General features: G+C 55.6%; 16 protein-coding genes. 12 read left to right on the forward strand and 4 right to left on the reverse strand.

Annotation, left to right across the window (positions count from 1 at the left end; all coding sequences use genetic code 11):
* Positions 1-62: 62 nt before the first annotated feature.
* From ndk to INF86_RS14105, 10 genes are all read left to right on the forward strand, one after another.
* Positions 63-494, forward strand: a complete 432-nt coding sequence (gene ndk, locus INF86_RS14060; RefSeq protein ID WP_003860625.1) for a nucleoside-diphosphate kinase — start codon at positions 63-65, stop codon at positions 492-494.
* A 147-nt stretch (positions 495-641) separates the two neighbouring features.
* A complete protein-coding gene (locus INF86_RS14065) occupies positions 642-1,808 on the forward strand; it encodes a bifunctional tRNA (adenosine(37)-C2)-methyltransferase TrmG/ribosomal RNA large subunit methyltransferase RlmN (protein WP_003860623.1) in 1,167 nt (388 codons plus the stop codon).
* 291 nt (positions 1,809-2,099) lie between these two features.
* Positions 2,100-3,110, forward strand: a complete 1,011-nt coding sequence (gene rodZ, locus INF86_RS14070) for a cytoskeleton protein RodZ (RefSeq protein WP_023306698.1) — start codon at positions 2,100-2,102, stop codon at positions 3,108-3,110.
* 26 nt (positions 3,111-3,136) lie between these two features.
* Entirely contained in the window at positions 3,137-4,255 is a 1,119-nt protein-coding gene (ispG, locus tag INF86_RS14075) for a flavodoxin-dependent (E)-4-hydroxy-3-methylbut-2-enyl-diphosphate synthase (RefSeq protein WP_193543630.1), read from the forward strand.
* A gap of 81 nt (positions 4,256-4,336) precedes the next feature.
* Positions 4,337-5,611: a histidine--tRNA ligase gene (gene hisS, locus INF86_RS14080; RefSeq protein WP_022649001.1), complete on the forward strand. Its 1,275-nt coding sequence runs from the start codon at positions 4,337-4,339 to the stop codon at positions 5,609-5,611.
* A gap of 13 nt (positions 5,612-5,624) precedes the next feature.
* Positions 5,625-6,245: a YfgM family protein gene (locus INF86_RS14085; protein WP_032622338.1), complete on the forward strand. Its 621-nt coding sequence runs from the start codon at positions 5,625-5,627 to the stop codon at positions 6,243-6,245.
* Positions 6,246-6,255: 10 nt separating this feature from the next.
* Positions 6,256-7,434 carry an outer membrane protein assembly factor BamB gene (gene bamB, locus INF86_RS14090; RefSeq protein WP_022648999.1) on the forward strand — a complete coding sequence of 393 codons (1,179 nt, stop codon included), beginning with the start codon at positions 6,256-6,258 and terminating at the stop codon, positions 7,432-7,434.
* A 112-nt stretch (positions 7,435-7,546) separates the two neighbouring features.
* Positions 7,547-9,019, forward strand: coding sequence for a ribosome biogenesis GTPase Der (gene der, locus INF86_RS14095; RefSeq protein WP_022648998.1), 1,473 nt, complete (start codon positions 7,547-7,549; stop codon positions 9,017-9,019).
* A 298-nt stretch (positions 9,020-9,317) separates the two neighbouring features.
* Positions 9,318-10,859 (forward strand): peptide MFS transporter, encoded by a 1,542-nt coding sequence (locus tag INF86_RS14100; protein ID WP_193543631.1) that lies wholly within the window; start codon positions 9,318-9,320, stop codon positions 10,857-10,859.
* Between the two features lie 58 nt (positions 10,860-10,917).
* Positions 10,918-11,139, forward strand: a complete 222-nt coding sequence (locus INF86_RS14105; RefSeq protein ID WP_023300707.1) for a zinc ribbon domain-containing protein — start codon at positions 10,918-10,920, stop codon at positions 11,137-11,139.
* Here the strand turns inward: INF86_RS14105 and INF86_RS14110 are convergent.
* From INF86_RS14110 to xseA, 3 genes are read right to left on the reverse strand one after another with little or no spacing between them, the layout of a single operon-like run.
* On the reverse strand, positions 11,136-11,486 hold the full coding sequence (locus INF86_RS14110; RefSeq protein WP_023300706.1) for a protealysin inhibitor emfourin: 351 nt from the start codon (positions 11,484-11,486) through the stop codon (positions 11,136-11,138). The two genes, INF86_RS14105 and INF86_RS14110, sit on opposite strands and share 4 nt — an antisense overlap.
* Positions 11,487-12,506 carry a M4 family metallopeptidase gene (locus INF86_RS14115; RefSeq protein WP_193543632.1) on the reverse strand — a complete coding sequence of 340 codons (1,020 nt, stop codon included), beginning with the start codon at positions 12,504-12,506 and terminating at the stop codon, positions 11,487-11,489.
* 58 nt (positions 12,507-12,564) lie between these two features.
* Positions 12,565-13,938, reverse strand: coding sequence for an exodeoxyribonuclease VII large subunit (gene xseA, locus INF86_RS14120; protein WP_045621484.1), 1,374 nt, complete (start codon positions 13,936-13,938; stop codon positions 12,565-12,567).
* 159 nt (positions 13,939-14,097) lie between these two features.
* Between xseA and guaB the strand changes: the two genes are divergently transcribed.
* Entirely contained in the window at positions 14,098-15,564 is a 1,467-nt protein-coding gene (gene guaB, locus INF86_RS14125) for an IMP dehydrogenase (RefSeq protein ID WP_003860601.1), read from the forward strand.
* Positions 15,565-15,632: 68 nt separating this feature from the next.
* On the forward strand, positions 15,633-17,210 hold the full coding sequence (gene guaA, locus INF86_RS14130) for a glutamine-hydrolyzing GMP synthase (protein ID WP_126490528.1): 1,578 nt from the start codon (positions 15,633-15,635) through the stop codon (positions 17,208-17,210).
* A gap of 102 nt (positions 17,211-17,312) precedes the next feature.
* Here guaA and INF86_RS14135 read toward each other — a convergent pair whose 3' ends face one another.
* Positions 17,313-17,666, reverse strand: a complete 354-nt coding sequence (locus tag INF86_RS14135; protein WP_063146749.1) for a helix-turn-helix domain-containing protein — start codon at positions 17,664-17,666, stop codon at positions 17,313-17,315.
* Positions 17,667-17,870: the final 204 nt, after the last annotated feature.

Here is a 17,870-nt window from a genome sequence, read left to right on the forward strand (position 1 = left end):
TAATCCGCGCCACACCATACTCAGGTATGCAAAAACAACAGAACATTTTACAGAGGTTATCAATGGCTATTGAACGTACTTTTTCCATCATCAAACCAAACGCGGTGGCAAAAAACGTTATTGGCAGCATCTTCGCTCGCTTTGAATCAGCAGGGTTTAAGATCGTTGGCACCAAAATGCTGCACCTGACCGTTGAACAGGCTCGCGGTTTCTACGCTGAGCACGAAGGTCGCCCATTCTTTGACGGTCTGGTCGAGTTCATGACTTCTGGCCCAATCGTGGTATCCGTACTGGAAGGCGAAAACGCGGTACAGCGTCACCGCGATCTGCTGGGTGCAACCAACCCGGACAACGCGCTGGCAGGTACTCTGCGCGCTGACTACGCAGACAGCTTCACCGAGAACGGCACTCACGGTTCCGACTCTGTTGAATCTGCTGCGCGCGAAATCGCGTTCTTCTTTGCAGAAGGCGAAGTGTGCCCGCGCACTCGCTAATAATTTCGTAAATGCCGCGTGCAAACGTGGCATCCCTGCGCCAGACTTTGTACAATGCAACGCCCCGGACGAGCAGACTGCTTACCGGGGCGTTTCTTTTCAACCCACCAAGGGCCACAACGTGTAACAACGAGGCCGGAAAAAATTATGTCTGAATTAGTGAATACCTCTGAAGTCGCCATTCCTGCGGTTCCCAATAAAAATGGAAAAATTAACCTGCTGGACCTGAACCGTCAGCAGATGCGCGAGTTCTTTAAAGAGATGGGCGAGAAGCCGTTTCGTGCCGATCAGGTCATGAAATGGATGTACCACTATTGCAGCGACAACTTTGATGACATGACGGACATCAACAAAGTGCTGCGCAATAAGCTTAAAGAAGTGGCGGAAATCCGCGCACCGGAAGTGGTGGAAGAGCAGCGATCTTCAGATGGCACTATCAAGTGGGCCATTGCCGTTGGCGATCAGCGTGTTGAAACCGTGTATATCCCGGAAGACGATCGCGCCACGCTGTGCGTCTCTTCTCAGGTGGGCTGTGCGCTGGAGTGCAAATTCTGCTCTACGGCGCAGCAGGGCTTTAACCGTAACCTGCGCGTATCGGAAATTATCGGCCAGGTCTGGCGTGCCGCGAAAATCGTGGGTGCAGCGAAAGTCACCGGTACACGTCCAATCACCAACGTGGTGATGATGGGGATGGGTGAACCTCTGCTCAACCTGACCAACGTCGTTCCGGCGATGGAAATCATGCTCGACGATTTCGGTTTTGGTCTGTCCAAGCGCCGCGTTACGCTCTCTACTTCCGGCGTTGTGCCTGCGCTGGACAAACTGGGTGACATGATTGACGTTGCGCTGGCCATCTCCCTTCACGCGCCAAACGACGCCATCCGTGACGAAATCGTGCCGATCAACAAAAAGTACAATATCGAAACTTTCCTGGCTGGCGTGCGCCGTTACCTGGAGAAATCCAATGCTAACCAGGGCCGCGTGACCATTGAATACGTGATGCTGGATCATGTTAACGACGGTACCGAGCATGCACATGAGCTGGCTGAACTGCTGAAAGATACGCCATGTAAGATCAACCTGATCCCATGGAACCCGTTCCCGGGCGCGCCGTATGGCCGTAGCTCGAACAGCCGTATCGATCGCTTCTCAAAAGTGCTGATGGAGTATGGTTTCACCACCATCGTACGTAAAACGCGTGGCGACGATATCGACGCAGCCTGTGGTCAGCTGGCGGGTGACGTTATTGACCGTACCAAACGTACGCTGCGTAAGCGTATGCAGGGTGAGTCAATCGCGGTTAAAACCGTTTGATTATTATGCAGACACGGCGCATTTTTTGCGCCGTGAAGCATTAATTTACTGAATAACCAGCCACAATCATCACGACTGATTAATAATTACGGTGCGTTTCATACGACTTTCGGGCAGTATGTAACGACGTAACAACAGTTTAGCGTGAAGGCCTGCCAGCGCTGTCATCTGCGGCCCGACAGTCTTATACTGTTTGTTCCAGGTTAACTGACCTAAAGTTTCGCGGTGCGGGTGGCATTGTGACTCACCGGCACCTGAACCCTTATTTTCACGTACCAGTAGTTGTAGCGAATGAATACTGAAGCCACTCACGATCAAAATGCAGCACTCTCCACTGGCGTTCGTCTTCGCAACGCCCGTGAACAACTCGGACTCAGCCAGCAAGCCGTTGCAGAACGCCTGTGCCTGAAGGTTTCCACCGTTCGCGACATTGAAGAAGATAAGGCACCCGCCGATCTGGCTTCAACGTTTCTGCGCGGTTATATCCGTTCTTACGCCAAACTGGTTCATATTCCTGAAGACGAATTACTGCCGATGATGGAGAAGCAGGCGCCTGTGCGTGCGGCAAAAGTTGCGCCGATGCAGAGCTTCTCTCTGGGCAAACGTCGTAAAAAACGCGATGGCTGGCTGATGAGCTTTACCTGGCTGGTCCTGTTCGTGGTTGTCGGCCTGACGGGCGCATGGTGGTGGCAAAACCACAAAGCGCAACAGGAAGAGATCACCACCATGGCCGATCAGTCCTCCGCTGAGCTTAATCAGTCTGGTACTAACGGCGCGCAAAGCGTGCCGCTGAGCACCGAAGGGGCTGCGACCTCCAGCGAACCTCAGGCGACAGCAACCAGCACGCCTGCAACCGATCCAGCGGCGACGCCAGAATCGACGGCGAATACCGCACCGGCTACCCAGGCCCAGGATCAGAACGCGGTCGTATCACCTTCTCAGGCCAATGTTGATACCGCCCCTGCGGCAACGGCACCGGCAGATAACACCGCGGCGTCACTGCCAACTGACCCGGCGGGTACGGCGGCACCTGCCGTTGACCCGAATGCGCTGGTGATGAATTTCACGGCTGATTGCTGGCTGGAAGTGACTGACGCGACAGGTAAAAAGCTGTTCAGCGGCCTGCAACGTAAAGATGGCACGTTAAATCTAACGGGCCAGGCACCATACAAGCTTAAAATCGGCGCACCGGCAGCGGTACAGATCCAGTATCAAGGAAAACCTGTCGATCTGAGCCGCTTTATCAGAACTAACCAGGTTGCGCGTCTTACCGTTAATGCCGAACAATCAGCAGCACAGTAACAGACGGGCAATGCGGGAGATTTTACATGCATAACCAGGCTCCTATTCAACGTAGAAAATCGAAACGGATTTACGTTGGGAACGTGCCAATCGGCGATGGGGCGCCTATCGCCGTCCAGTCGATGACCAATACGCGTACTACAGATGTAGAAGCGACGGTTAATCAAATCAAAGCATTAGAACGCGTCGGCGCGGACATTGTTCGCGTCTCAGTGCCGACCATGGACGCCGCTGAGGCGTTCAAACTGATCAAGCAGCAGGTGAGCGTTCCGCTGGTTGCCGATATTCACTTCGATTACCGTATCGCGCTGAAAGTCGCTGAATACGGTGTCGATTGTCTGCGTATTAACCCAGGCAACATCGGCAACGAAGAGCGCATTCGCATGGTGGTTGACTGCGCCCGCGACAAAAACATTCCAATCCGTATCGGCGTAAACGCTGGCTCTCTGGAAAAAGATCTCCAGGAAAAGTACGGTGAGCCGACGCCGCAGGCGCTGCTCGAATCCGCCATGCGTCACGTCGATCATCTGGATCGCCTTAACTTCGATCAGTTCAAAGTGAGCGTGAAAGCGTCTGACGTTTTCCTGGCCGTTGAATCGTATCGTCTGCTGGCAAAACAGATCGATCAGCCGCTGCACCTTGGCATCACCGAGGCGGGCGGTCTGCGCAGCGGTTCGGTAAAATCGGCAATTGGTCTCGGCCTGCTGCTCTCTGAAGGCATCGGTGACACGTTACGCGTCTCCCTGGCCGCCGATCCGGTGGAAGAGATCAAAATCGGTTTCGACATCCTGAAATCACTGCGTATCCGCGCGCGTGGGATCAACTTCATCGCCTGCCCAACCTGTTCACGTCAGGAGTTTGACGTGATCGGCACCGTCAATGCCCTGGAGCAGAGACTGGAAGACATTATCACCCCGATGGACGTTTCCATCATCGGCTGCGTGGTGAACGGTCCGGGTGAAGCGCTGGTGTCCACGCTGGGCGTTACCGGCGGTAACAAGAAAAGTGGTCTCTATGAAGATGGCGTTCGTAAAGATCGTCTGGATAATAGTGATATGATCGACCAGCTTGAAGCCCGCATTCGCGCAAAAGCGACGATGATGGACGAAGCGCAGCGCATCAGCGTTCAGCAGGTTGAAAAATAACGTGATGGGAAGCAGGCTGCTTCCCATGTATGATTGAACCCATTCTTTGGGTTCTTTTTTGTATATAGAAAGAGAATAAACGTGGCAAAAAACATTCAAGCCATCCGCGGCATGAACGATTATCTGCCTGGCGAAACCGCCATCTGGCAGCGCATTGAAGGCACACTGAAGCAGGTGCTCGGCAGCTACGGTTACAGCGAAATTCGTTTGCCGATTGTAGAGCAGACCCCGTTATTCAAACGCGCGATCGGCGAAGTGACCGACGTGGTTGAAAAAGAGATGTATACCTTTGAGGACCGCAACGGCGACAGCCTGACCCTGCGTCCTGAGGGGACGGCGGGTTGCGTACGCGCCGGCATCGAACATGGTCTCCTGTACAATCAGGAGCAACGCCTGTGGTATATCGGCCCGATGTTCCGCCACGAACGTCCGCAAAAAGGCCGCTACCGTCAGTTCAACCAGCTTGGCGTGGAAGTGTTTGGTCTGCAAGGACCAGATATCGATGCCGAACTGATTATGCTGACTGCCCGCTGGTGGCGTGCGCTCGGTATTTCTGAGCACGTATCCCTGGAGCTGAACTCTATCGGTTCTCTGGAAGCGCGTGCGAACTATCGCGATGCGCTGGTGGCGTTCCTGGAACAACACAAAGAGAAGCTCGACGAAGACTGTAAACGTCGTATGTACAGCAACCCGCTGCGCGTACTCGATTCCAAAAATCCTGACGTACAGGCGCTGCTGAACGATGCGCCAGCGCTGGGTGACTACCTGGATGAGGATTCCCGCGAACACTTTGCTGGCCTGTGCAAGCTGCTTGAAGCGGCGGGCATTGCTTATACCGTTAACCAGCGTCTGGTGCGCGGTCTGGACTACTACAACCGCACCGTATTTGAGTGGGTCACCACCAGCCTCGGTTCGCAGGGCACCGTCTGTGCTGGCGGTCGTTATGACGGACTGGTCGAGCAACTGGGTGGTCGCGCAGCACCGGCTGTAGGCTTCGCGATGGGCCTTGAGCGACTTGTTTTGCTGGTTCAGGCAGTTAATCCGGAATTTAAAGCCGATCCTGTTGTCGATATATACCTGGTGGCCTCAGGTGCGGATACGCAGTCTGCGGCGATGCAGCTTGCCGAACGCGTGCGCGATGCGCTGCCGGACGTAAAGCTGATGACCAACCACGGCGGCGGCAACTTTAAAAAACAGTTTGCTCGTGCCGATAAGTGGGGCGCAAGTATTGCACTGGTGCTGGGTGAGTCCGAAGTGGCCAACGGCGAAGTGGTGGTTAAAGACCTGCGCTCTGGTGAGCAAACTACGGTAACGCAGGATGGCGTTGCGGCGCACTTGCGCACTCTATTGGGCTAAGGAGAAGGACTGCGTGGAAATGTACGAGAACGAACACGACCAGGTTGATGCGGTTAAACGCTTCTTTGCTGAAAACGGCAAGGCACTGGTTGTAGGGGTTATTTTAGGTGTTGGTGCGCTGGTTGGCTGGCGTTACTGGAACAATCATCAGGCTGACTCTGCTCGCGGTTCATCCCTGAACTACGAAAACACCGTTAGCGCAATCCGTGCCGATCAGCCGCAAACGCTGACGGCTGCGGAGAAATTTGCCGCTGACAACAAAAACACCTACGGTGCGCTGGCTGCGCTGGAAGTGGCTCAGCAGTATGTTGATAAAAACGAACTGGATAAAGCCGCTGCGCAACTGTCTCAGGGGCTTGCTGCTGCCAGTGACGAAAATCTGAAAGCGGTGATCAATCTGCGCCTGGCACGTATTCAGGTTCAGCAGAAAAAAGCCGACGACGCGCTGAAAACGCTTGATACCATCAAAGGTGATGGCTTTGCCGCTATTGTCGCCGATCTTCGCGGTGAAGCACTGCTGAGTAAGGGTGATAAAGCGGGCGCGCGTAAAGCGTGGCAAGCTGGCGTGGATAGTAAAGCTTCACCTGCGCTGAGCGAAATGATGCAGATGAAAATAAATAATTTGTCCGTCTGAGAGGGACCCAATGCAATTGCGTAAATTACTTCTGCCAGGACTGCTTTCTGTTACGTTATTGAGTGGTTGTTCACTGTTCAGTGGCGAAGAAGACGTTGTCAAAATGTCCCCGCTGCCGACGGTTGAAAACCAGTTCACTCCGTCCACCGCCTGGGACACCTCCGTGGGTGATGGTATTGGCGATTTTTATTCCAACCTGCACCCGGCATTTGCTGACGGCGTGGTCTATGCGGCCGATCGCAAAGGCACCGTTAAAGCGCTGAACGCTGATGACGGAAAGGAAGTGTGGTCCATTAACCTGGCGGAAAAAGACGGCTGGTTCTCCCGTAAACCTGCGCTGCTTTCTGGCGGCCTGACCGTTGCTGGCGGTCACGTGTATGTGGGCAGCGAAAAAGCGCAGGTTTACGCGCTGAATGCCAGCGACGGTTCGGTTGCATGGCAGACCAGCGTTGCCGGTGAATCCTTGTCACGTCCGGTTGTCAGCGACGGCCTGGTGTTGATCCATACCAGCAACGGCCAGTTGCAGGCGCTGAACGAAGCCGATGGTCTGGTAAAATGGACGGTTAACCTGGATATGCCAGCGCTGTCTCTGCGTGGTGAATCTGCTCCGGCGACTGCATTTGGCGCCGCCATTGTGGGTGGTGACAACGGTCGTGTCAGCGCAGTACTGATGCAGCAGGGTCAGATGATCTGGCAGCAGCGTATTTCCCAGGCGACCGGTTCAACTGAAATCGACCGTCTGAGTGACGTGGACACCACGCCGGTCATCGTTGACGGTGTGGTTTACGCGCTGGCGTATAACGGCAACCTGACGGCGCTGGACCTGCGTAGCGGTCAGATCATGTGGAAACGTGAGCTGGGTTCCGTGAACGATTTCATTGTCGACGGCAACCGTATTTATATGGTGGATCAGAACGACCGTCTGCTGGCGCTGAGCACCGAAGGTGGCGTGACGCTGTGGACGCAGAGCGATCTGCTTCACCGTCTGCTGACCGCACCGGCACTGTATAACGGCAGCCTGGTGGTGGGCGACAGCGAAGGCTATATGCACTGGATCGATCCAGAGAATGGCCGCTTCGTGGCGCAGCAGAAAGTGGACGGCTCAGGCTTCCTGACCGACCCGGTTGTGGCTGACGGTAAACTGCTGATTCAGGCAAAAGACGGCACGCTGTACGCGATCACGCGTTAATTACACGGCGGTTGTAGTATACTAAACGGCTCCTGTTCACTCAGGAGCCGTTTTGACATTTTTAAAAACGCTGCGAAAGCGACGTTATTTTGAATTTTATGAGGCTTCAAACATGGTACCTGTGGTCGCGCTTGTCGGGCGCCCTAACGTTGGAAAATCCACTCTTTTTAACCGTTTAACACGCACCCGTGATGCGCTGGTTGCGGATTTCCCGGGGCTGACGCGTGACCGTAAGTACGGTCGTGCAGAGGTGGAAGGACGCGAGTTCATCTGTATCGATACCGGGGGTATTGACGGTACGGAAGACGGCGTAGAAACCCGCATGGCAGAGCAATCTCTGCTGGCTATCGAAGAAGCGGATGTGGTTCTGTTTATGGTGGATGCGCGCGCTGGCCTGATGCCCGCGGACTCCGCTATCGCTAAACATCTGCGTTCACGCGAAAAGCCAACCTTCCTGGTGGCGAACAAAACTGACGGTATCGATGCCGATCAGGCCGTTGCGGATTTCTGGTCTTTAGGTCTGGGTGATATTTATCCTATCGCGGCCTCGCATGGCCGTGGCGTCACCAGCCTGCTGGAAACCGTTCTGCTGCCGTGGGTTGATGAAGTAAACCCGCCGGAAGAGGTGGACGAAGACGCCGAATACTGGGCACAGTTTGAAGCCGGAGAGGAAGGCGAGGAAGAGCCGGAAGATGACTTCAACCCGCAGGATCTGCCGATTAAGCTGGCTATCGTTGGTCGCCCAAACGTAGGTAAGTCTACGCTTACTAACCGTATTCTGGGCGAAGAGCGCGTGGTGGTTTACGACATGCCAGGCACAACGCGTGACAGCATTTACATTCCAATGCAGCGCGATGAACGTGAGTACGTACTTATCGACACTGCAGGGGTGCGTAAGCGCGGGAAAATCACCGATGTAGTGGAAAAATTCTCGGTGATCAAAACCCTTCAGGCGATTGAAGACGCCAACGTGGTGCTGCTGGTTATTGACGCACGTGAAGGTATCTCCGATCAGGATCTCTCTCTGCTCGGCTTTATCCTTAATAGTGGGCGCTCACTGGTTATCGTCGTCAACAAGTGGGATGGCCTGAGCAATGAAGTACGCGAACAGGTGAAAGAGACGCTGGACTTCCGTCTGGGCTTTATCGACTTTGCCCGCGTTCACTTCATCTCTGCCCTGCACGGCAGCGGCGTAGGCAACCTGTTCGAATCCGTTCGTGAAGCCTATGACAGCTCTACCCGCCGCCAGAGCACGGCGATGCTGACCCGTATCATGAACATGGCAGCAGAAGATCACCAGCCGCCGCTGGTGCGTGGCCGTCGCGTGAAGCTGAAATATGCCCACGCCGGGGGGTATAACCCGCCTATCGTGGTGATCCACGGTAACCAGGTGAAAGACCTGCCGGACTCCTACAAACGCTACCTGATGAACTACTTCCGCAAGTCGCTGGACGTGATGGGTACGCCTATCCGTATTCAGTTCAAGGAAGGGGAAAACCCGTTTGCGAATAAACGTAATACCCTGACGCCGAACCAGATGCGTAAGCGTAAGCGTTTGATTAAGCACATTAAGAAAAGCAAATAATTCTTACCGAACTCACTAAAACCCGCGCCTGTCGCGGGTTTTTTTCGCTCATTCAAAAGGCCTGCCTTCCCTTTGTGATGTCAATCACTATTCGCTTTTAACCATGTTTATATCTAAGAAAGTAGACAATCGTCGAATTTTCATCTTAAAGTCCAGGGTTCGGTACTAGACAAAACTAGCGCCTGGTTATCAAATGGTTAACCAATATTTCGCCGCATGTAAAAAATCGATCGGATACGTAACCGTTCGGCGTACATGCTGGTGTTTACAAACACGACACATACCTTTCGGGAGAATTATGCAATCCTCTGTTAATCAAAAAGAGAGCCGAACCTTCTTCGGCCATCCTTATCCGCTCGGTTCGCTGTTCTTCACCGAGATGTGGGAGCGTTTCTCGTTTTACGGTATTCGCCCGCTATTGATCCTGTTTATGGCCGCCACCGTGTACGACGGGGGGATGGGCCTGGCGCGTGAAAACGCCTCGGCGATTGTCGGCATCTTCGCGGGCACCATGTACCTCGCCGCACTGCCGGGCGGCTGGCTGGCGGATAACTGGCTCGGCCAGCAGCGGGCCGTCTGGTACGGTTCGATTTTGATTGCGCTTGGGCACCTGTCGATTGCCCTGTCGGCCATTCTGGGCGACAACCTGTTCTTCATCGGCCTGATGTTCATCGTGCTCGGCTCCGGCCTGTTCAAGACCTGTATCTCGGTCATGGTCGGTACCCTCTACAAAAAGGGCGATGCGCGTCGTGACGGCGGTTTCTCGCTGTTCTATATGGGCATCAACATGGGCTCGTTCATTGCCCCTCTGATTTCCGGCTGGCTGATTAAAACCCACGGCTGGCACTGGGGCTTTGGTATCGGCGGTATCGGGATGCTGGTCGCCCTGATTATCTTCCGCGTGTTTGCCGTTCCGGCCATGAAGCGCTACGACAGCGAAGTCGGTCTGGACTCCACCTGGAACAGTCCAGTAGTGAAACGTAACGGCGTGGGTGCCTGGCTGCTGGCGCTGGCTGTGGGTGTTGCAATCATCGTCACGTTGATTGCCCAGGGCGTGATTGTGTTTAATCCGGTCGCGGTGGCCAGCGTGCTGGTATATGTGATTGCCGCCTCCGTCGCGCTCTACTTCATCTACCTGTTCATCTTCGCCGGGCTGAATCGCAAAGAGCGCGCAAGGCTGCTGGTATGCTTTATTCTGCTGGTCTCCGCCGCGTTCTTCTGGTCCGCGTTCGAGCAGAAGCCAACCTCCTTCAACCTGTTCGCCAACGACTACACTAACCGCATGATCGGTGATTTTGAGATCCCGGCGGTGTGGTTCCAGTCGATTAATGCCCTGTTCATCATTCTGCTGGCACCGGTATTTAGCTGGGCATGGCCGAAGCTGGCGAGCAATAATATTCGCCCGAGCAGTATCACCAAGTTCGTGATCGGTATTTTGTGCGCGGCGGCGGGCTTCGGCCTGATGATGCTGGCGGCACAGAACGTGCTGAGCAATGGTGGAGCAGGGGTTTCTCCGTTCTGGCTGGTGGGCAGTATCCTGATGCTGACGCTCGGGGAACTGTGCCTGAGTCCGATTGGTCTGGCAACCATGACCCTGCTGGCGCCGGAAAGAATGCGCGGTCAGATGATGGGCCTGTGGTTCTGCGCCAGTGCGCTGGGTAACCTGGCTGCGGGCCTGATTGGTGGTCACGTGAAGGCCGACCAGCTGGATATGCTGCCAGACCTCTTTGCCCGTTGCTCCATCGCGCTGTTGATTTGTGCTGCGGTGCTGATCGTCCTCATTGTTCCGGTGCGTCGCATGCTGGAAAATGTGCAGACAAAACCGGCTACCGAAGCCTGATACTATTCAGCCTGCCGGGGCAGTTATCCAGCCCCGGCCCACCTCAACAGGAGAGAGCATGTCGATAACCTGTCCGGATTGCCACGCAGCGCTCGAGCCGCAAAACGGTATCGCGCACTGCGACAGCTGCAATAACGATATTCCCCTCGAAGCGCGCTGCCCTGATTGCCATCAACCGCTTCAGGTACTCAAGGCCTGCGGTGCGGTGGATTACTTTTGCCAGAACGGCCACGGTCTTATCTCTAAAAAACGCGTGGAGTTTGTTCGGGCTGAAGGTTAATCGCACACGCAGCCTTCACCTTTCTGCCACAGTTCCACCAGCGACTCGGGTGCTTCCTGCTCGGGTACCAGCACGATGATATCGGCGTAGTGCGCCTGATTTTGGCCGGTCCAGATAATCTGGATGCGGAAATAGCGCTGGTCACCTCTGCCGGGGGAAGAGGCTTGCCCGGGCGGCTGGCCGCGCGGGAAAGCCTGCTCCAGAATGCTCACCAGGCGCTGGCGCTGGGCCTCATTAAGCGAGGAGAGCGCAATGGTGCGCTGGCCGCTCAGCTTAGGGATAAAAGCGACACCGCCTTCCCGGGCCAGCTCAACCACGGCGTCATCCGTCAGTTCCGGAACCTGCATTTACAGCACTCCTACCTGTTCCCAGGCTTGTTTTATAGCCGCCCCAACGTCGCTACCAGAGCGTTTCTCGCCGTGCGCTATCGTCAGTTTTGCAAAGGCATCAAAATCCGCATCCTGCGCCAGGTTGCGATCGCAAACCGTGTCGTACCAGGCATAACCCGCTTTTTCCCAGGCGTAGCCACCGATCGCCGTTGCGGCCAGGTAAAACGCGCGGTTGGGGATACCGGAGTTAAGGTGTACGCCGCCGTTATCCTCGCGCGTTTTGATGAAATCTTTCATATGCCCGGGCTGCGGATCTTTACCGAGCAGCGGATCGTTATAGGCCGTGCCGGGTTCAGACATGGAGCGAAGCCCTTTCCCGTTCATGCCCTCCGCCAGCAGCCCTTCACCAATCAGCCAGTCTGCCCGTTCGGCGGTTTGCTTAAGATGGTATTGCTTCACCAGCGAACCGAACACGTCGGATAACGACTCATTCAGCGCGCCCGATTGTTCAAAGTAGATGAGTCCGGCTTCGGTCTCCGTCACGCCGTGGCTAAGCTCATGCGCTACCACGTCGATGGCAATGGTAAAGCGGTTGAAGATTTCCCCGTCGCCATCGCCAAAGACCATCTGCTGGCCGTTCCAGAAGGCGTTTTGATACTCACGGCCATAGTGCACGGTGCCGGTGAGGATCAGCCCTTTGTTATCGAGCGAATCGCGCTGATATTCTTTCCAGAAGAAATCATGGGTAATACCCAGATAATCGTACGCTTCATCCACCGCCACATCTCCGTTGGAGGGCTGGCCTTCATAGCGTACCTGGGTACCCGGCAGCTCCTGGGTCTGTTTCGCATCGTAGATGTCACGCTCAAGCTGACCGGCTTTATTCACATGCGGCGCGGCGGGTTTGCCCGGCATATGGGCCATCAGCGTTTGGACGTGGGTTAAGGTCTGACGGGCGCAGCGCTGCTGCGGCTCAGAACCGCTTTCGATAATACGGCGAAGAATATACGGAGGGATGACGCTATGTAGATGGGGCATGCTGCTCTCCTTATTAAAAAAGGCAATAGCAGCAGTATAGTTTGTAACCGGCGAAGATTTATCCGCTTTTACGCTGACGCGTTTTTTTCACCGGTTTGATCTCTTTCACTTCACTCTCGACCCAGCCGTCAGAAAGCCGGGTGGTGAGCACATCCCCTGCTTTAACCTGCTTCGTCTGCTTCAGCACTTTGCCGTCCGTCGCGGTGGTCACGCTATAGCCGCGGGCCAGCGTGGAGAGTGGGCTGACGGCTTCCAGATGGGTGACCGCATTGCCAAAACGCTCGCGGGTGGCGCTCAGGCGTGAGCGGATATTTTCCGCGAGGCGGAACTCAAGCTGCTGGATCCGCGTTTGTGCGCGATAAATCTTTGGCTGCGGATTCTGCTGGTTCAGACGCTGAGTCGTGCGCTGCTGGCGCGATATCGCTTTCTTAAGCTGGTTATCCAGCGCGAAGTTCATCCGCTGACGCAGACGCTCCAGTACGGTTTGCTGACGCGCCAGACGCAATTGCGGATGCTGCTGTTGCAGACGATGATGAAGCTGGGTAAAGCGGCGGGTACGGTTGGCGAGGAAGTAGTCCATCGCCATCTCCAGGCGCTGCTGCCCGTTCTGGATCTGGCGCAGCAGCTCCTGCTGATTACGGCTGACCACCTCTGCCGCCGCGGACGGCGTGGGCGCGCGTAAATCCGCGACAAAATCGGCTATCGTCACATCCGTTTCATGGCCGACGGCGCTCACCACAGGGATAAGGCTGGCAAAGATTGCCCGCGCCACGCGCTCGTCGTTAAAGCTCCACAGGTCTTCCAGCGAGCCGCCGCCGCGCCCGACGATCAGGACATCGCACTCCTGACGCGCATTCGCCAGCTCAATCGCGCGCACGATCTGCCCCGGCGCATCGTCACCCTGAACGGCAGTTGGGTAGATAATGACGGGCAGGGAAGGGTCACGGCGCTTCAGGACGTGCAAAATATCGTGCAGCGCCGCGCCGGTTTTCGAGGTGATAACTCCAACACAGTGGGCAGGTGAGGGCAGGGGCTTTTTAAACTGCTGGTCAAACAATCCCTCAGCCGAAAGCATGGCTTTTAACTGCTCGTACTTCTGCTGCAACAAGCCTTCACCAGCGGGCTGCATGCTCTCGACGATAATCTGATAATCGCCGCGCGGCTCATACAGGGTAATGTTGGCGCGAACCAGAACCTGCTGGCCATGCTGAGGGCGGAACGTCACGCGACGATTGCTGTTGCGGAACATCGCGCAGCGCACCTGAGCGGTGTCGTCTTTTAGCGTAAAGTACCAGTGACCGGAAGCAGGCTGCGTGAAGTTAGAGATTTCACCGCTGATCCAGACCTGTCCCATTTCCTGCTCAAGCAGCAAACGCACCGTCTGATTAAGGCGGCTGACAGTATAAATTGAGGGGGATTGAGAGGATAACATGTGAGCGGGATCAAATTCTAAATCAGCAAGTTATTCAGTCGATAGTAACCTGCTGAGAGGCGATCGCAAGCATTTTTTTCAAAAAAGTGTAGATGCAATCGGTTACGCTCTGTATAATGCCACGGCAATATTTAACCACCCAGGTCAGAGATATTGCCCATGCTACGTATCGCTAAAGAAGCACTGACGTTTGACGACGTCCTCCTCGTTCCCGCTCATTCCACCGTTCTGCCGAATACTGCCGACCTCAGCACGCAGTTGACGAAAACCATTCGTCTGAACATTCCTATGCTCTCCGCAGCAATGGACACCGTGACTGAAGCGCGTCTGGCTATCGCTTTGGCACAGGAAGGCGGCATTGGCTTTATCCACAAAAACATGTCTATCGAGCGTCAGGCGGAAGAAGTTCGCCGCGTGAAGAAACATGAATCCGGTATCGTGTCCGATCCTCAGACCGTTCTGCCAACCACCACCCTGCACGAAGTGAAAGCGCTAACCGAGCGTAACGGCTTTGCAGGTTACCCGGTTGTGACCGAAGACAACGAGCTGGTGGGCATCATCACCGGTCGTGATGTGCGTTTCGTGACTGACCTGAACCAGCCTGTCAGCGTCTATATGACACCAAAAGAGCGCCTGGTGACCGTTCGCGAAGGCGAAACCCGCGACGTGGTGCTGGCGAAAATGCACGAAAAACGCGTTGAGAAAGCGCTGGTTGTGGATGCGAACTTCCACCTGCGTGGCATGATCACCGTTAAAGATTTCCAGAAAGCAGAACGTAAACCGAACGCCTGTAAAGACGAGCATGGCCGTCTGCGCGTCGGCGCTGCGGTTGGCGCGGGCGCAGGTAACGAAGAGCGCGTTGACGCGCTGGTTGCCGCGGGCGTTGACGTGCTGCTGATTGACTCCTCACACGGCCACTCCGAAGGCGTTCTGCAACGTATTCGTGAAACCCGTGCTAAATACCCGGATCTCCAGATCATCGGCGGTAACGTGGCTACGGGCGCAGGTGCTCGCGCACTGGCGGAAGCCGGTTGCAGCGCGGTGAAAGTGGGTATCGGCCCTGGCTCTATCTGTACTACCCGTATCGTCACCGGCGTGGGCGTTCCGCAGATCACCGCGGTGTCTGACGCGGTTGAAGCGCTGGAAGGCACCGGTATTCCGGTTATCGCGGACGGCGGTATCCGCTTCTCTGGCGACATCGCCAAAGCGATCGCCGCAGGTGCCGCAGCCGTGATGGTGGGCTCCATGCTGGCCGGTACCGAAGAATCCCCGGGCGAAATCGAACTCTACCAGGGCCGCTCTTACAAATCCTACCGCGGTATGGGCTCCCTGGGCGCGATGTCCAAAGGTTCCTCCGACCGTTACTTCCAGACCGATAACGCCGCTGACAAACTGGTACCGGAAGGCATCGAAGGCCGCGTGGCCTATAAAGGCCGTCTGAAAGAGATCATCCACCAGCAGATGGGCGGCCTGCGTTCCTGTATGGGGCTGACCGGCTGTGGTACCATTGACCTGCTGCGTACCAAAGCGGAATTCGTACGCATCAGCGGTGCGGGTATCCAGGAGAGCCACGTGCACGACGTGACGATCACCAAAGAGTCCCCGAACTACCGTCTGGGATCATGATTTTCTTCGCCCGACCTCGTGTCGGGCGATTTATTTAATCTGTTTCACTTGCCTCGGAATTAGCGTCAATGACGGAAAACATTCATAAACATCGCATCCTCATCCTCGATTTTGGTTCTCAGTACACTCAACTGGTGGCGCGTCGCGTGCGTGAGCTGGGCGTATACTGTGAGCTGTGGGCGTGGGATGTCACGGAAGCACAGATTCGCGAGTTCAATCCAAGCGGCATCATCCTGTCCGGCGGCCCGGAGAGCACCACCGAAGAGAACAGCCCGCGCGCGCCGCAGTACGTATTCGAAGCGGGCGTACCGGTGTTCGGCGTGTGCTACGGCATGCAGACTATGGCGATGCAGCTGGGCGGCCACGTAGAAGGCTCTAACGAGCGTGAGTTCGGCTACGCGCAGGTAGAAGTCGTCACCGACAGCGCGCTGGTGCGCGGTATCGAAGACTCCCTGACCGCAGACGGCAAACCGCTGCTGGACGTGTGGATGAGCCACGGCGACAAAGTCACCGCTATCCCGTCGGACTTCGTGACCGTAGCCAGCACCGAAAGCTGCCCGTTCGCGATTATGGCGAACGAAGAAAAACGCTTCTACGGCGTGCAGTTCCACCCGGAAGTGACTCACACCCGTCAGGGTATGCGCATGCTGGAGCGCTTCGTGCGTGATATCTGCCAGTGTGAAGCCCTGTGGACCCCGGCAAAAATCATCGACGACGCCGTGGAGCGTATCCGCCAGCAGGTTGGTGATGACAAAGTGATCCTCGGCCTCTCCGGCGGCGTGGACTCCTCCGTGACCGCGATGCTGCTGCACCGCGCCATCGGCAATAACCTGACCTGCGTCTTCGTGGACAACGGCCTGCTGCGTCTGAACGAAGCCCAGCAGGTCATGGACATGTTCGGCGACCACTTCGGTCTGAACATCGTTCACGTGGAAGGCGAACAGCGCTTCCTGGACGCGCTGAAAGGCGAGAACGATCCGGAAGCGAAACGTAAAATCATCGGCCGCGTATTCGTGGAAGTGTTCGACGAAGAAGCGCTGAAGCTGGAAGACGTGAAATGGCTGGCGCAGGGCACTATCTACCCTGACGTGATCGAATCCGCCGCCTCCGCAACCGGTAAAGCACACGTCATCAAATCTCACCACAACGTGGGCGGCCTGCCGAAAGAGATGAAGATGGGCCTGGTTGAGCCGCTGCGCGAGCTGTTCAAAGACGAAGTGCGCAAGATTGGTCTGGAACTGGGTCTGCCGTACGACATGCTCTACCGTCACCCGTTCCCGGGCCCGGGCCTCGGCGTACGCGTGCTGGGCGAAGTGAAGAAAGAGTACTGCGACCTGCTGCGTCGCGCGGACGCGATCTTCATTGAAGAGCTGCACAAGGCTGACCTGTACAACAAGGTTAGCCAGGCGTTCACCGTGTTCCTGCCGGTTCGCTCCGTCGGCGTGATGGGCGATGGCCGCAAGTACGACTGGGTTGTCTCCCTGCGTGCTGTGGAAACCATCGACTTCATGACCGCGCACTGGGCGCACCTGCCGTATGACTTCTTAGGCCGCGTGTCTAACCGCATCATCAACGAAGTGAACGGCATTTCCCGCGTGGTGTATGACATCAGCGGCAAGCCACCGGCGACGATCGAGTGGGAGTAAGCCCATAACCTTTCCTGCGAAGTTATAAGCAGGTAAGACTGATAAAACCCTCTGTTTACAGAGGGTTTTTCTTTTGTAACTGATATCCGAACGGGACGTGAATTACTGGCTCATCTGCCGGGATCCACGGCAGCCGATACTGCGTCGCCATGCCCCTGGCGCCTGACCATACTGACGCTTAAAGCTGCGGTTGAATGACTGCTGAGAGTCAAAGCCCAGCGCGATCGCCACGTTCAGAATCGGTTCATCGCTTTGGGCTAAGCGCTCAACTGATTTTTGCAGCTTTTGCGCGCGAATATATTCGGCGAGAGGGGAGCCGGTATGTTCTTTGAAGATCCGCTGGAGATGCCATTTCGAATAGCCGGCTCGCCTGGAGACGGTTTCAATGTCCAGGCGGCTATCAAGGTTGTTGTCGATCCAGTCGAGCAAATCGTGAATGAATGCACTCGTGTTCATCTTGCTTCCCCCTACGCCACGCATTAAAAGCATCTTTGTTTGTTGCACTTAAAGGTGGCCCGTTTTGATATTAATTGCAAGTTTTATTGTTACATTTAAATCCCTTCTCAAAACCCGTGATTTACCTTCGCCGCAAATAGCACATAAAGTGCAACAATTATTCTTGCACTTAATTAAGCGCCTTCCTACAATCGCCGCGATAGT

The sequence above is a fragment of the Enterobacter cloacae complex sp. I1M genome (assembly GCF_014982425.1).
In the GTDB taxonomy this organism is placed as follows: domain Bacteria; phylum Pseudomonadota; class Gammaproteobacteria; order Enterobacterales; family Enterobacteriaceae; genus Enterobacter; species Enterobacter intestinihominis.